The sequence below is a fragment of the Arthrobacter sp. MPF02 genome, assembly GCF_046605375.1.
GTDB lineage: Bacteria > Actinomycetota > Actinomycetes > Actinomycetales > Micrococcaceae > Arthrobacter.
Window position 1 is genome coordinate 3,656,134 of record NZ_CP176772.1, and the last position, 14,819, is coordinate 3,670,952.

At 65.3% G+C, this 14,819-nt stretch carries 15 protein-coding genes; 6 read left to right on the forward strand and 9 right to left on the reverse strand.

The window, feature by feature from the left end:
• Window position 1: 1 nt before the first annotated feature.
• Both ACLH0K_RS17315 and ACLH0K_RS17320 read right to left on the reverse strand, forming a co-directional pair.
• Window positions 2-985 carry an ABC transporter permease gene (locus tag ACLH0K_RS17315; RefSeq protein WP_411374755.1) on the reverse strand — a complete coding sequence of 328 codons (984 nt, stop codon included), beginning with the start codon at window positions 983-985 and terminating at the stop codon, window positions 2-4.
• A 366-nt stretch (window positions 986-1,351) separates the two neighbouring features.
• Entirely contained in the window at window positions 1,352-1,957 is a 606-nt protein-coding gene (locus ACLH0K_RS17320; protein WP_411374756.1) for a TetR/AcrR family transcriptional regulator, read from the reverse strand.
• 111 nt (window positions 1,958-2,068) lie between these two features.
• Between ACLH0K_RS17320 and ACLH0K_RS17325 the strand changes: the two genes are divergently transcribed.
• The 5 genes from ACLH0K_RS17325 (at window position 2,069) to ACLH0K_RS17345 (ending at window position 5,914) form a co-directional block, all read left to right on the forward strand.
• Window positions 2,069-2,626: an NAD(P)H-dependent oxidoreductase gene (locus ACLH0K_RS17325; protein WP_411374757.1), complete on the forward strand. Its 558-nt coding sequence runs from the start codon at window positions 2,069-2,071 to the stop codon at window positions 2,624-2,626.
• A gap of 249 nt (window positions 2,627-2,875) precedes the next feature.
• The gene (locus ACLH0K_RS17330; protein ID WP_411374758.1) at window positions 2,876-3,580 is read left to right on the forward strand and encodes a hypothetical protein; all 705 of its coding nucleotides are present in this window, start codon (window positions 2,876-2,878) and stop codon (window positions 3,578-3,580) included.
• A 65-nt stretch (window positions 3,581-3,645) separates the two neighbouring features.
• Entirely contained in the window at window positions 3,646-4,935 is a 1,290-nt protein-coding gene (locus ACLH0K_RS17335) for a PLP-dependent aminotransferase family protein (protein WP_411374759.1), read from the forward strand.
• Window positions 4,936-4,980: 45 nt separating this feature from the next.
• Window positions 4,981-5,409 carry a universal stress protein gene (locus ACLH0K_RS17340; protein WP_411374760.1) on the forward strand — a complete coding sequence of 143 codons (429 nt, stop codon included), beginning with the start codon at window positions 4,981-4,983 and terminating at the stop codon, window positions 5,407-5,409.
• A 157-nt stretch (window positions 5,410-5,566) separates the two neighbouring features.
• The gene (locus ACLH0K_RS17345) at window positions 5,567-5,914 is read left to right on the forward strand and encodes a hypothetical protein (RefSeq protein ID WP_411374761.1); all 348 of its coding nucleotides are present in this window, start codon (window positions 5,567-5,569) and stop codon (window positions 5,912-5,914) included.
• Here ACLH0K_RS17345 and ACLH0K_RS17350 read toward each other — a convergent pair.
• From ACLH0K_RS17350 to ACLH0K_RS17370, 5 genes are all read right to left on the reverse strand, one after another.
• Window positions 5,893-6,510, reverse strand: a complete 618-nt coding sequence (locus tag ACLH0K_RS17350; protein ID WP_411374762.1) for a phosphatidic acid phosphatase — start codon at window positions 6,508-6,510, stop codon at window positions 5,893-5,895. The two genes, ACLH0K_RS17345 and ACLH0K_RS17350, sit on opposite strands and share 22 nt — an antisense overlap.
• Window positions 6,511-6,514: 4 nt before the next feature.
• Window positions 6,515-7,978 carry a dihydrolipoamide acetyltransferase family protein gene (locus tag ACLH0K_RS17355; protein WP_411374763.1) on the reverse strand — a complete coding sequence of 488 codons (1,464 nt, stop codon included), beginning with the start codon at window positions 7,976-7,978 and terminating at the stop codon, window positions 6,515-6,517.
• Window positions 7,979-7,985: 7 nt separating this feature from the next.
• A complete protein-coding gene (locus tag ACLH0K_RS17360) occupies window positions 7,986-8,966 on the reverse strand; it encodes an alpha-ketoacid dehydrogenase subunit beta (protein ID WP_138137369.1) in 981 nt (326 codons plus the stop codon).
• A complete protein-coding gene (pdhA, locus tag ACLH0K_RS17365) occupies window positions 8,966-10,201 on the reverse strand; it encodes a pyruvate dehydrogenase (acetyl-transferring) E1 component subunit alpha (protein ID WP_411374764.1) in 1,236 nt (411 codons plus the stop codon). Before pdhA ends, ACLH0K_RS17360 begins: the two co-directional genes overlap by 1 nt.
• Before the next feature lie 150 nt (window positions 10,202-10,351).
• A complete protein-coding gene (locus ACLH0K_RS17370; RefSeq protein WP_411374765.1) occupies window positions 10,352-11,470 on the reverse strand; it encodes a histidinol-phosphate transaminase in 1,119 nt (372 codons plus the stop codon).
• On the opposite strand from ACLH0K_RS17370, the gene ACLH0K_RS17375 reads away from it, so the two are divergent.
• A complete protein-coding gene (locus tag ACLH0K_RS17375) occupies window positions 11,469-11,606 on the forward strand; it encodes a hypothetical protein (protein ID WP_411374766.1) in 138 nt (45 codons plus the stop codon). The genes ACLH0K_RS17370 and ACLH0K_RS17375 overlap by 2 nt on opposite strands.
• Here ACLH0K_RS17375 and ACLH0K_RS17380 read toward each other — a convergent pair.
• Window positions 11,588-13,453, reverse strand: a complete 1,866-nt coding sequence (locus tag ACLH0K_RS17380; RefSeq protein WP_411374767.1) for a pectinesterase family protein — start codon at window positions 13,451-13,453, stop codon at window positions 11,588-11,590. The two genes, ACLH0K_RS17375 and ACLH0K_RS17380, sit on opposite strands and share 19 nt — an antisense overlap.
• The gene (locus tag ACLH0K_RS17385) at window positions 13,453-14,817 is read right to left on the reverse strand and encodes a polysaccharide lyase family 1 protein (RefSeq protein WP_411374768.1); all 1,365 of its coding nucleotides are present in this window, start codon (window positions 14,815-14,817) and stop codon (window positions 13,453-13,455) included. The genes ACLH0K_RS17380 and ACLH0K_RS17385 overlap by 1 nt, the downstream gene beginning before the upstream one ends.
• Between the last annotated feature and the right edge of the window lie 2 nt (window positions 14,818-14,819).

Sequence of the window (14,819 nt, forward strand, 5' to 3'; positions counted from 1 at the left end):
GCTACTGCACCCGCACTCTCGGATCGACCAGCGTGGTAGCGAAGTCGGCCAGGATGGCACCTATGGCGAAGATGACGGAACCATAGGCCAGCGTAGCGGTGGCCGCATTGACATCCTGCAGCGAAATGGCGTCGATGCTCCACGAGCCGACACCGGGCCAGGCAAAAATCTTTTCAGCGAAGAACCCGCCGGCAAAAATGGCCGGGATGGTGAAGGCGATGCTTTGCGCCACCGGGATGAAGGAAACACGGAGGGCGTGCCGGGTGATGGCCTGGTTGCGGGTGAGCCCCTTGGCCCGTGCGGTCCGGACAAAATCGGCGTTGACGTTGTCCAGCAGGTACTGGCGCTGCGCGATCTGGTAGGAGCCCCACCCCACCAGCGTTATGGCCACCGTTGGCACTGCATAGTGGGCCAGCATATCGACGAACTGGGCCCAGCCGGGCTCGATGCCGGGCGTGGAGATCCCCGTGACGAAAAAAATGCGTTCGCCTACGGACTCGTTGACGTTGATCGCGCCCAACTGGACAAGGAAGTAGGCGATGGGTGCAGGCACGATGTAGGCCAGGTAGCTGTAGGACGTAATCACCCGGTCCTGGAACTTGTACTGCCGCGCAGCTGAATACACACCCAAAGCCACACCGATGATCAGTGTCAGGATGATGGACGCAAGGAACAGCCGGGTCGAGATCCACACCCTGTCCCCGAACTCGGCATTGATGTAGGCACCATTGGGGCTCCTGCCCCAATCCCAGCGGGTGACGACGGCCGTTAGCCATTCAACGTAGCGTTCCCACGGGCTAAGGTCCGGGTCCAGGCCTTTCAGGCGCATGGACGTGGCAACCTGTTCCGGAGTGGGGCGGGGAATGCGTTCCTGTTCAAGCAGTGCCGGTTTAAGGGTGCTGACGGCCAGGAGATATCCGGCGGACGTGGTCAGGAAGATCATGACCAGATAGGTGAGTCCGCGCCTCGCGAGGTACCTGAGCACGCTACTTCCGCTTCGCCGCCGCGGCACGAAGCGGGGAACCGCACCTGGCAAGCAGCTCTGCTGCCGCCCCCGGGTCTGTCATGCCGGACACATCCACATTCACAAGCAAGATCCTTCCGTCCCCACCCGGATCAGCGGGAGTTGTGCCGCGCCACCGGGCCCGTCGCCAGCGGGTGGCCGGCTTTCCGCGGCCCGTTGCCGGACCATCCCAGGACTATGTCACGGGTCACATTCCAGAGGAAACTATCACAAGGTCACCAGCAAAATGGCGGCTACGGGGCGGAGACACACTGGCCGTACCAGATTGTTATGAATAATCCTGTGAAGTTGATTTGACTGGTCCAACTGGGCGCTGTGACGGTTCCTCTATGGGTCCTTGACCACGCGTGTGACAAGGTCGCGCCAGGAGTGCTCCAGTCTTTCAACACTTACGCCGTGGGACCGGATCAGGTTCAGCAGTCGGCCGGCATCAAGGGTGGCACTAAGCGAGCCCGCCATCAGCCAAGGGTCGGACTCAAATCCGGCGTCCCTCAGCAGCATCTCGACATGGCGGTGCCAAAGCGCCGCCGCCGGAACTTCAAACCGCCCCCGCGGTGCACTTTCCGCCGCCAGCACGAGGTCGGCAGATTCCACCACATACCTGATGCGCGCGCTTCCGAAGGCGACCAGCCGGTCCAGCCCGGGCGCCCCAGGCCCAAGGGGCGGGGGACCAAACATGAACCGCGCCTGGAAATCGGCTTCAGCATCGTCGAGCAATGTCAGCATGAGCCCGGACCGGCTTCCGAACCGGCGGAACACGGTGCCCTTGCCTACGCCAGCACGCTCAGCCAGCCGGTCCATGGTGAGGCCCCCGGCGCCACACTCCTGGATCAACTCGCGGGCGGCGGCCAGCAGGCGTTCACGGTTGCGGACGGCATCACTGCGTTCAGCGGCCGATGCCGGCGTTCCCGGCCGCAGTGGGATGGACCTCACATCGTCATTCTAGCGCCGGGGAATATAAGCGGACCACAGTCCGTTTAGTCTGGTGCAGGCACCAAAAGCCTCAGGTCCCCGGGGCCTGGCGCCCATACTTTAGGAGTTAGCATGACCAAGAGCACAGTCCTCACCCTTGTCGGCAGCCTGCGCGCTGAATCCACCAACCAGAAGCTTGCCGAGGCCATCAAGCTCAACGCCCCCGAGCAGGTGGACGTTGTGATCCATGAAAGCCTGGGCAACATCCCCTTCTACAACGAGGACATTGACGTCGAAGGCAAGGTTCCCGCCGCCGCTGCAGCCCTGCGCGAAGCCGCCAGCGAAGCTGACACCGTCCTGCTGGTGACTCCGGAGCATAACGGCACCGTCCCCGCGGCCCTGAAGAACGCCATCGACTGGCTCTCCCGCCCCTTCGGTGCCGGCGCGCTGGCCGGCAAGCCCACCGCCGTCGTCGGAACCGCCTTCGGCCAGTACGGCGGCGTCTGGGCGCAGGATGAGGCCCGCAAGGCCGCCGGCATCGCCGGAGCCAAGGTGCTCGAAGACGTCAAGCTCGCCGTCCCCGGTTCCATGGTCCGCTTCGCAGAGATCCACCCGAAGGATGACGCCGAGGTGGTGGAGCAGATCAAGGGCGTGTTCGACGCTCTTGCCGCTGCAGCCCCCGCAGCCTAGGCCCCAGCCCGCAGCGCCTGGTACGCAAGACGCGTGCCGGGCGCTTGCTGTATTGAGACAGCAGCCGTGACCAAGTCTTGTCCCAACCGGTACCGTCCGGACATACGCCCCCGGGAAGGCCCGCCGTAACGTTAATTCACGGTACGTGGCAGACGGAATCGCGGTGCAGTCGTGGAAGCAGGGTGGCACGCCGGGAGGCGATGGAGAGGCAGGCGCGGGAGAGCAGCGGCCTGGCTGGCATTTGCACTCGTGCTTGCCGGCTGCACGGGCCGGGATCCCGCCGTCGAACCTGCCGCTTCCAGTCCCGCCGCCGCTCCGCCCGCCGCACCACAGACCGGCATTCCAACGCAGCAGCCGCAAATTCTTCCGGAGGCCGAACCGGGACCGCTTCCATCCGCGGGCGCCCCGGCGGCGGCCCCGCCTGCAGGAGCACCGGCTCCGGCACGGCCGCCGGCCCCCCAACCTGAAGCCGAAACACCAACTTCCCGGCCCGAGCCCTCACCAATACCGTCCGCCAGCAGTCCAGGAACCCCGGCCACCGTCACCGCCTACTACGTCCTCCTGGACGACGGCGGCAGCAACGGTGTGCGGTTTGGCTGCAATGACAGCCTGGTCGGCATGGACGCGGAAAACGCTGGAGCGGATGAACCGCTTCCCGCCGCCCTGAACGGCCTGCTTGCAGGAACAGAGGGAACCGGACCTGCCGGCACAGCGTCCGGTTCCGGGGTATACAACGCACTTGCGGCGTCCCGGCTCACGTTCCTCTCGGGGACCTTCGACGGAACCACGGTAACGGTATACCTCGCGGGCACACTGAGCCTCGGCGGCACCTGCGATGTCCCGCGGGTCGAGGCGCAACTCACCCAGACTGCCGTTGCGGCGGTTGGCGCCGTCCGCGCCGAAATCTACGTCAACGGACAACCTCTGACCGAGGTTCTGCGGCAGGACCGGTAGCAGGAGTGTGATGCAAGAGCAACGAATGTTGCTTTTAGGGCAACATCCGGTTGTATCCTGTCCGTGTGAGCCACGAAACACTTGATGCAGCAGGGACGCTGCCGGCAGAAGCCATCGATGCAATTGAACGTGCCGCCACCTCTGCGCACCGGCACGAGGCCCTGTTTTCGGAAAGGGCAGCCAATATCAGGCAGTCAGCGGTGCGTGATGTCTTTGACATTTCCATGCGCCCCGGCCTGGTGTCACTTGCAGGGGGCAGTCCCTACCTGCAATCCCTGCCCCTGGACCGCCTCGCCGCCACAGCCGCGGACATCATTGCGGGGGACGGCCTGGCTGCCCTGCAGTACGGCCCGGGACAAGGGACCGAGGAGCTGCGCAGCCAGATCTGCGAGGTCATGGCCGCCGAAGGCATCCTGGGCGCCGATCCACGGAATGTGGTCATCACAGCAGGCTCGCAGTCGGCCCAGGACATCGCCACCAAGGTCTTCTGCAACCCGGGTGACGTTGTCCTGGTGGAGGACCCCACCTACGTCGGCGCACTCAACACCTTGGAGGCCTACCAGGTCAGCGTGGAAACCGTGGAGATGGACAGGCACGGGCTGGTGCCCGCGATGCTGGCGGCGAAAATTGCAGCCCTCCAGCTTGCGGGCAAGAGCATCAAGTTCCTTTACACCATCCCCAACTTCAACAATCCCTCCGGAATCACCCTGGCAAAGGAACGCCGGCAACAGATCGTCGATATATGCCGCAACGCGAATATTCTGATCCTCGAGGACAACCCGTACGGCCTGTTGCGCTACGGCGGAGAGCCGCTGGTTCCCCTGCGTGCGGACAACCCCGACGACGTCATCTACATGGGGTCCTTCTCGAAGATCTTCGCCCCCGGCCTGCGGATCGGATGGGCGCTGGTGCCCGAGCATCTGCAGCGCCGTTACTACCTCGCCGCCGAATCTGTCACCCTCTGCCCGCCGTCCCTCAACCAGATGCTCGTGTCAGCGTACCTGCGGGACTATGACTGGAAGGGCCAGATCGAAACCTACCGCGGCCTCTATGCCAAACGCTGCCAGGCCATGCTCACGGCGTTGAGGGAGCATATGCCCGAAGGGACAACCTGGACCACCCCCGAAGGCGGCTTCTTCGTATGGGTGACGCTGCCGGAAGGGGTGGACACCTACCCGTTGCTGCACCAGGCGATTGACGCCGGCGTGGTGTTCATCCCCGGCGCCGCCTTCACGCCGTCGGACGAGCCATCCAACAAGCTGCGCCTTGCCTTCAGCGCGGTGCCCCCTGAGTCGATTGCCGAAGGCGTGCGCCGGCTGGCACCCGTCCTGCGGAAAGCCATCGCGGCGTTGTAGCGTAGGCCCCACCAAGGCCGCAAACCGGAGCAAAGGAGCACGCATATGGGTGGAATCATCGTTGTGGGGGTTGACGGCAGCGGAACGGCGAAAAAGGCAGCAGAGTCCGCGCGGGACCTCGCCGCCGCCCTGCAGGCATCGCTCCACGTGGTGTCCGCCTTCGACAGTGACCGGACCGAGGTCTTCGGCAGCGGCAGCGACCAGTGGATCGTCTCGGACGCTGACGCAGCCGAGCACGTGGCCCGCACCGTGGCAGACTCCCTCGGCGGGGGCATCAAGGTGACCTACTCCGCGACGCGCGGCCGCCCCGCCGACGCCCTGATCAAGGAAGCCGTCCGCATGGACGCACGAGTGATTGTGGTGGGCAACCGCAGGATGCGGGGCATCGGCCGGGTCCTGGGCAGCGTGGCCAACAGCGTGGCGCATAACGCGCCCTGCGACGTCTACATCGCCAACACCTACGACGCCGACTAGCAACAAGTGCGGATACTCCCCCTCGTGGCGGACATCGCTGCGGGGGGTGTCCGTTCTCACGCCTTATACGCCATTTCTGCTCTGGGCGCAAAGATAAAATTGAACAGGGCCCCAACGGTGCGGACACCCAGCAACCACCACTACCGAGGGGCCTCCTTTGATCACTCTTCAGCGCCGCCACCTTGTGGGCCATGACATCCTCCTGGCCCGGCACGGAAACCACATCTGCTCCATGCGGGTGGACCGCAGCAATGGCACCGTTGTGGCGCTCCTGGATGACGGCAGCGTGGACAGTGCACCGAACCTTATTTCCCCGGATCTGCAGCTGCCTGAAACCGTGGCAAGCGTCCTGCGTGAGGACTGGAAGCTGCTGTCCGCCTGGGCCGGCATAGCCGCGGCGATGGGTGTCCTGATGACCGCCGCCGCCGTGGCCCTGGGAACCACCGCGGACCCGGCCACGCTCGAGATGTTCACCGCACTGTCCTACGGCACCATCAGGCCCTGAAGCACCCACCAGATTCCGGCCATCACCACTCCGCCGAACAGCGAGCCCGCCACCACCTGGGCCACCGAGTGGGCGCGCAGCACAACCCGTGACCAGCCCACGGCCGGGACCAGGAGCAGCAGTGGAGCCCACGCGGCCCCCAGCATCAGCACCGCGATAACCACGGAGCAGGAAATTGCGGCTGCGTGGCCGCTCATCTTCCAGAACGGACTGACGCCCGCCAGGACCACCACTCCGCCCACCACGGCCAGGACCATGGCAACAACACTCGCCGGGGCAACCACGGCGTGCAGGACCAGCAGCCCGGCCAGGATGGAACCCAGCGCCATCAGCAGCACCGGTGCCCGCTGCTTCCGGTCACTGACGTGATGGTCCGTGACCTTGCCCAGCCGCACCAGGAACAGCAGCATGACGAGCGGCAGCACGCAAACGAACAGGGCCGCCAGCGCCCCGTAGACCACTGTCTCGGGGAACCCTTCCTGGGCCAGGGGACTGAGCAGCAGCTGGACGGTGACCACCACCGGCGGCTGGAACACCTCGGTCAGCCACCTGGCGGTCCTGTTCTTTACCCGGATGGTGCTGCTGTCTGCGGCCACGTCCTCAGTCCAGCAGCAGCGCCGGCTCTTCCAGGATGGCGGCGACGTCGGCCATAAAGCGGGCGGACAGGTCACCGTCCACCACACGGTGGTCGAAGGAACCGCCAAGGGTAGTGATCCACCGGGGAATCACCTCCCCGTCAAGGACCCACGGTTTCTGCTTGATGGTGCCGAAGGCGACGATGGCCACCTCGCCAGGGTTGATGATGGGCGTGCCGGTATCGATACCCAGGGCACCGATGTTGGTGATGGTGAGCGTGCCGCCCTGCATTTCGGCGGGCTGGGTCTTGCCGGCCCGGGCTGTCGTGGCCAGGTTGTTCAGGGCCAGCGCCAGCTCCTTGAGGGACAGGTCCTGGGCGTTCTTGATGTTCGGCACCATCAGGCCCCGCGGTGTTGCGGCCGCGATGCCCAGGTTCATGTAGTGCTTGACATGGATTTCGGCACCGTCTCCGTTGTCCACCCACGCCGCATTGACGCTCGGGTTCCGCGCGGCGGCCCAGATTACCGCCTTGGCCAGGATGAGCAGCGGTGAAATCTTGATGCCCTCGAAGTCCCGGGACGCCTTGAGCCGCTTGACGAACTCCATGGTGCGGCTGGCATCCACATCCACGAAGATGCTGACGTGCGGGGCGGAGAAGGCGGACTCCACCATCGCTTTTGCCGTTGCCTTCCGGACGCCCTTGACCGGGATCCGTTCAATCCGCTGATCCTGGGGCCTGCCGGCCTTGCCCCAAAAGCCGTCCGCCTTGTCCAGTTCGGCGTCGCGCTGCGCCTGGTAGCTGACCAGGTCCTCGCGGGTCACCTCGCCCCTGGAACCGGTTGCCACTACATCGGCGAGGTCGATGCCCAGGTCACGGGCAATCTTGCGGACCGGGGGCTTCGCCAGGACACGGTTGACCAGCCCGGTGATGGTGCCGCCCAGGGTGGGGCGGGTATCGACGGCGGGAGCAACCGGGGTGGTCACGGCGGCTGGTGTCAGCGGCTGGACCGGCTCCACCTCCGGCGCGTTGGCCGTCACGGCAGCAGCGGGAGCCGCTTTGCGTGGCCGTCGCTTGACGGCATCGGCCTTGGGCCCGGAACCTACCAGCGGACCGCCGGCAGGGGCACTGTCCCGAGTGCCGCCGTCGGACGTTCCTGCCATCGCCTCCCCCTCGGGGAGCTTGCCGTAGAGCGGCTGCACCGGGGTTTCCGGGGCGCGCGTGTCCGGCGGGGTTGGGTCGCCGGAGACGTCGTCGCTCACGCTGATGATGGCGGTCCCGACGTCGATGGTCACACCTACAGGGACCAGCAGCTCCCTCACGGTCCCGGCGAAGGGGGACGGCAGCTCCACGATCGACTTGGCCGTCTCGATCTCGCAGAGGACATCGTTGATGGCGACGGCGTCCCCCGGCTTGACCTTCCAGGAAACAATTTCCGCCTCGGTAAGGCCCTCGCCGACATCCGGCAGGTTGAACTTATTAAGAGTCATAGTGTCCTCAGTAGGAGAGGGCGCGGTCCAGCGCCTCCAGGATGCGGTCGATGTCCGGAAGGTAGTCTTCTTCAACCTTGGCAACGGGGTACGGCATATGGAAGCCGCCCACGCGGATCACGGGGGCTTCGAGCGAATGGAAGGCGCGTTCGCTGACCCGCGCGGCGATTTCGCCGCCGATTCCGCCGAACGTGGGGGCTTCATGCGCAACGATGAGCCGCCCGGTCTTTTGCACGGAGGCTGTGACGGTATCGAAGTCCAGCGGGGAGATGCTGCGGAGGTCGATCACTTCGACGCTGCGCCCGTCCTCCTCCGCGGCATTTGCCGCCGCCAGGGCCACGGGAACCAGGGGCCCGTAGGCCACGATGGTGGCGTCGGTGCCTTCCCGGAGGACGTGGGCCTTGAACGGATCCGCCGAGGGGCCGGGTGACTCCACATCCACCTCGCCCTTGAGCCAGTAGCGGCGCTTGGGTTCGAAGATGATGACCGGATCCGCGCACTCCACCGCCTGCTGGATCATCCAGTAGGCGTCATGCGGGTTGGACGGGGTAATTATGCGCAGGCCGGCAGTGTGCGCGAAGAGCGCTTCCGGCGATTCGGAGTGGTGCTCCACGGAGCCGATGCCGCCGCCGTAGGGGATGCGCACCACCACCGGGACGGTGAGGTTGCCGTTGCTGCGGGCATGCATCTTGGCCAGCTGGGTGGTGATCTGGTTGAAGCCGGGGAAGACGAAGCCGTCGAACTGGATCTCGCACACCGGGCTGTAGCCGCGGAGGGCGAGCCCGATGGCGGTGCCGATGATGCCGGACTCCGCCAGCGGGGTGTCCACCACGCGGTCAGGCCCGAACTCGCCGATCAGCCCGTCAGTGACCCGGTACACGCCGCCGAGCGGACCGATGTCCTCGCCCATCAGCAGCGACTTCGGGTTGCCGGCCAGGGTGGCGCGCAGGCCCTCGTTGATGGCCTTCGCGATGGTCATGGTGGTCATCAGTGGCCTGCCTTTGCTGCCGGTCCGGCGTTTTCCGCGTCCAACTCCTCTTCGCCGGCGAACCCTGCGCTGTATTCCTCGAACCATGCGAGCTCTTCTGCCACCAGGGGGTGGGCCTCGGCGTAGGTGTTGGCGAAGGCGGAGCGGATATCCGGGGTTTCGAGGTCGTGGGTGGTCCGCCGGACATAGACGGCGAGCTCATCGCCGTCGGCCTTGACCTTGGCGAAGAAGGCGTCGTCGGCGAGGCCCTCGGCGCGGAGGTATTTTTCGAGCCGCAACAGCGGATCCTTTGCCCGCCAGGCGTCCTCTTCCGCGGAGTGCCGGTACTTCGTGGGGTCATCGGCGGTGGTGTGCGCGCCGACGCGGTAGGTGAATGCCTCAATGAGTACCGGGCCGTTGCCCCGGCGTGCATGCTCCAGCGCCCACTCGGTGACGGCGTGCACGGCGATGACGTCGTTCCCGTCCACCCGGATGCCGGGAAAGCCGTAGCCTTTGGCGCGGTTGGACAGCGGGACGCGGGTCTGCACGTTGGTGGGAACTGAGATGGCCCAGTGGTTGTTCTGGCAGAAGAACACCACGGGCGCGTTGTAGGACGAGGCGAAGACCATCGATTCGTGGACGTCGCCTTCCGAGCTGGCACCGTCCCCGAAATAGGCGATCACAGCGGCGTCGGGTTCCTGTGCCGCCTTGCCTGCGGACTTCTGGTCCCGCTGGATGCCCATCGCGTAGCCCACGGCATGCAGTGTCTGGGCGGCAAGGACAAGGGTGTAAAGGTGGAAGTTGGTGTCCTTGGGATTCCAGCCTCCGTTGGACACGCCACGGAACTGTCGGAGGAGTTCGGCCAGATCCACGTTGCGGGTCAGCGCCACACCGTGTTCCCGGTAGGTGGGAAAGATGTAGTCCTGCGGCTGGCTGGCCCTGCCGGAGCCGATCTGCGCGGCCTCCTGGCCCGTGAGGGGCACCCAAAGCGCCAGCTGTCCCTGCCGTTGCAGGGCAGTGGCCTCGACGTCGAACCGGCGGATGGAGGCCATGTCGGAGTAGAGTCCCCTCAGGTCCTCCGGGGTCAGCCTGTTGGCATATTCGCTGTAGACGGGGTCGGCGGCCAGCGTTCCGTCGGGACCCAGCAGTTGCACCATCCGGGCCGGCGGCTCGCCCATCACGGCTTCCGCGTCAGCTTCCCGCTGGTCGTCAGCCGCTGTTCCGTCAAACTCGGTGGAAGGCAGATGTGTGCCCATACCGTCTCCTTGCTTTCCCGCATCCGGATGCTCTGCAATGTTGCTGGGATATATGCCTTTCAAGGAATACATTCCTTTTGGGGCATATATGCGCGCCTACTGATCCTAACTTTATCTTCAGTAGGTAGCCACGGAACCACTTGTTAAGCGCTAGGAAGGCTTCATAGCCTTTGTATAGTCCGCACACAAGTGAAGGAACCTCGTGTTCGCCTCGGGCTCGCCGATGGTCACCCGCACGCCTTCGCCGGGAAAAGCCCTCACGGACAAAGCCCGATCCGCTGCAAGCTCCGCAAAACGGGAGCTGTGAGGGCCCAAGGCCAGCCACACAAAGTTGCCCTGCGCGTCCGGCGGGTTCAAGCCCAGGTCCTTCAACCCTGCCGCCACCCGCGCCCGTTCAACCACGAGCATTTGTACCCTTTCCACAACTTGTCGAAAGTTCTGCAAGGACACGACGGCTGCATTTTCGGCTATTTGCGACACGGCGAACGGTGTGGCCGCCACCCTGAGGTACTGCGTCAGCCCCGGGTTGGAGACGCTGTAGCCTACGCGCAGCCCGGCCAGGCCATGAGCCTTCGAGAAGGTGCGGAGCACCACCACGTTGGGGTATTTGCGGTAAAGGGCCAGGCCGTCCACGGCGTCGGACGCCCTGACGAACTCCTGGTATGCCTCGTCAATGACCACCACCACGTTGGATGGGACGGAGCGGATAAATGCTTCGGTCTCCGTTGCAGTGAGCGCCGGGCCGGTGGGATTGTTCGGTGTGCACAGCAGGACCACCCTGGTGCTGGAAGTGACCGCGGCGGCCATGGCTTTCAGGTCGTGCCGGCCGTCCGGTGTCACGGGGACGGGTACGCCTTGTGCTCCGGCCAGGCCGACGCTGATGGGATAGGCCTCGAAGGAACGCCAGGCATAAACCACCTCATCCGGCTTGCCGTCATCGTTCTGGCCCGCGAACGCGGCCAGGATCTGGTTCAGCGCGCCCAGGCTGCCCGCGCCCGTGACGATGTCTTCGGCGGGAACATCCAGAAAGTCGGCGAGCGCGGCACGCAGGCGGGTACTCAGCGGGTCCGGATACCGGTTGAAATCCGCCTGCTGCGCAACGGCCTCCAATACCGCGGGGATCGGCGGGAGGGGATTCTCGTTGGAGGACAGCTTGTAGCTTGCCAGTCCCTCGACGGCGGCAGGCGGCTTTCCGGCGGCGTAGCGCGGCAACCGGCCCACCACCGGGCGCGGCGCAATTCCGTCGGCCACGGTCTCTGATGACGTCATGCAGAACAGCCTACTTCTCCTGCCGCGCGCGGGGAGCGTGGCTGTTACGGCGGCGGAGAGCCTGGCGGGACCTGCTGTTGGCATGTCCCGCCAGGCTTCCTGTCCTTCAGGAGTGGACTACGACGACGGCACCTGAAGTGCCGTGCTGTCGGTCCGGCTGCCCGCCAGCTGCGGCGCCCACGCATCTGCGCCGTGAGGATAGTCCTGCACGGTGAACTCTGCGGCCAGGCCCGGTTCGAGTTGCGGCCTGTTGGAAGTGATCCGCGATCCGGGACCGTTGTTGTTTAACTCGTGGAAGCGGGCTTCCCGCCAGGAGAAGCCGCTCATGTCTGTCCAGGGCGTATCGGAGATGTGCGCGCCCAGCCAGGAATCCCGAACCAGCACCTGGGCGATGGCGTCCGGATCTCCGCTCGGATGCCAGGGCCTGCCCAGGTGGACAGTTCCTGCCGCTGCGTCCGACACAAAGCGGCATTGGCTGAACAGGTATCCGTGCTTTATTCCAATATTGATGCTGCCCGCGGAGACGTAACCGTTGTTGCTGTCTGACCGCCGGTCCAGGGAGCGGATTTCGCAGGAGGAGAAGACGGCTGTGCCCCTGCCGAAGATGAAGTCGACGTCTCCCTCGATGTACGTGTCACTAAAGTACGACCGGGCCTGCACTCCGCGGGCGGGCGAGTCGACAAGGAGTGTGTCCTGGTTTCCCAGGCACCGGACATTGGAAAGGACCGCGCGGTCCCCTGTCAGGAACAGTGCCACCGCCTGGCGGTTCTTCATGTCCTGGTTGGCGGCTTCGTCGAAGTCGTTGCTGAACGTGATGTTCCGGGCAAGGAAGTCCGGCCCGTCGATCCGCACGCTGGCGCTGCCGCCTGTTCCATAGGCTCCGGTTCCGTCCGGTTTGGGGGTTCCCGAGGCGTTGTTGAAGACAAGCACCACCTCCTCCGGTGTCTGCCCAAGCCCGAGGAACGAAATTCGCGGCTTGTTGGCCGGAACCCGGACAAGCCCGCGGTAGGTACCGGGCGCGATACGGATCTCAGTACGGCGCGCGCTGTTTGCGGGCACGGAGTCGACGGCGGCCTGCACTGTCCCGAACTGCCGTCCCGCCCCGACTTCCAGGACCAGCGGTTTGTCCACCGGCCGCTCGCTTGGCCAGTAGATGCCTGCAAGCGCGTCCAGCGGCGCATCGGCGTGCTGGAACCAACCCGGCGGCGTTATCTGTTGCACCTGCAGCCCGGCAGCGACAAGCCTTGCTACAGCCAGCGCTCCCTCGGCCTGAAAATGTGTATTGTCCGTAACCCCGTTGGGGTACTGCGGGTATTGGCCGGGCGTGGCGTAGAGGAAATGGGTTTTGGTTCCCTCCGGGCCGAGCTGCTGCCACAGTTCCCTGGATGACGTGGTGAGGTCCACCAGTGGGGTCCCGGTAACTGCTGCCAGTTCCCGGACGGCCTGCGGGTAGGCGCCATGGGAGTCCTGGGCGACACCCAGAGGACTGAACCTCCGGCGTTCAACCGGCGTGACGAGGACCGGTTTGGCCCCGGCCGAGGCTGCAGCATCAATGTACTTCTGCAGGTACTCCTTGAACGTGGTCTGGGGGTCCGTACCCCGGGCGGGGTCCTGCACTTTTTCATCGTTGTGGCCGAAGGAAATGAGCAGGTAGTCGCCGGGCTGCAGCGCGGACGCCACCTCGTCCAGCAAACCGGCGTCGAAATAGCTCTTGGACGAAGCACCGGACCAGGCGTAGTCGAAGACGGATGCCTGCGGGCCGAGAAGCAGCGGGAGGGCCTGGGCCCAGCCCGCACGGGGCCGCTCCGAGTGCTGGTAGGCGGAGGACGTGGAGTCACCAACAACGAAAATCACCGGGTTGGTGCACGGACGCGGCGCAGCCGGCCGGGAAACAGCGTGGGCAGGCGCTCCCGGTCCGGCAAGGACAGCTGCTGCGGCGACGGCGACAAGGACCGTCCGGCGGGTGGGCCTGAAGTCCCGCATCAGTGGTTGTCTCCCGCCGTGAAGACCGGTCCCACATGATCCTTGAGCAGCGCCGGTACTGCCTGCGCCGGGTGGACCTGCGTCCGCAGCGTGGGCGTCCACGATGTGTCCTCGGCCAGTTGCTTGTCCGCGGCGGCGGCGGTGTTATAGGCAGCGCGCAGGTCCACGTGCTTGCCGTTGATGGTGTTACCGGTCGTGGTGATCACCTTGCCCTTGAAGTGCCCAATGATGGCTGAAGCCGGGATGTTACCGGGCAGGGTGAAGGCATTGGCTTCAGCATTGATGTGCGAGTCAAATCCTGCGCCGAAGGTGTAGCCGTAGGGCACGGGCGATCCGGCGGCAGTAACGAAGTGGTTGTTGTAGACGTCCACCTGGCCAAATCGGACCCTGGGTGCGCGCTGGCCCACGTTTTCGAAGGAGTTGTGGTGGATGGTGACGCGCAGTTTTCCAACGTCTCCTCTGGTGGTGGAGTCCGTGGAGCCGATCAGCAGGAGTTTGTCGTGGTCCGAAAAGCGGTTGTAGGACATGGTGACCAGGTCCGAACCGTTGGTGACATCCACCGCGCCGTCGTGGACCTGGTAGGGCCGGCCGAAGTAGGTGGGCTGAAGATTGTCCAGGTTGGGCGCGTCGGTGAAGTGGGAGTGGTCAACCCAGACGTTCTTTGAACCGTTGATGATCTGCAGGAGATCATATTCGCTGTTCCAGTTGCCGGTGGCACCGTCCGTGGGATCCCAGGCGGGGAAGCAGTCGGCCGCGTCCCGGACCGTGAGGTTCCGGAAGATCACGTTCTCCGCCCGGTTGATGCGCAGGGCTGCCCCGGTGATACTGCTGTCCGGTCCGGCGCCAACGATGGTGGTGTTGCCCGGGATGTCCCAGCGGATGGTCGCTGCCTGCTTGGCGGCGGCCCGGCGGCGGGCTGATTCCTGCTCCCCCGCGGGCTCCTGGTCCGTGCCGTAGCGGGCAGGGTCATAGTCGTAGAGGTACTGCTCGAGGGAGTATCCGGTTCCTGCCGCGTAATCCGTACAGGTCAGTGCTTTGCCGTCCGGGCCGCTGTTCGCGGAGATATCTCCGTGGACACGAATAATCCGGGGTTCGGTGCCGGCAGCTGCGAGGGCGGCCAGGAGCCCTGCCCGGTTATGCACATCGAAGACCCTTTCCGGCGATGCTGCAGCTCCTCCCGTGGTGCCCGCGCCGGCAGACGCCCACCCGTCCCCGGCTGGCAGTACCTGGCGCTCGACGGGTTGCTGTGCTGTCTGCCCTGTTGGGGACGACTGGGATGATTCGGGCGCTGCGTTTGCTTGTGCCGGAACGGCAACCAGGGCAGCTGCTGCGGCGGCGAACGCCAGGGAACGTTTGATGCGCATGT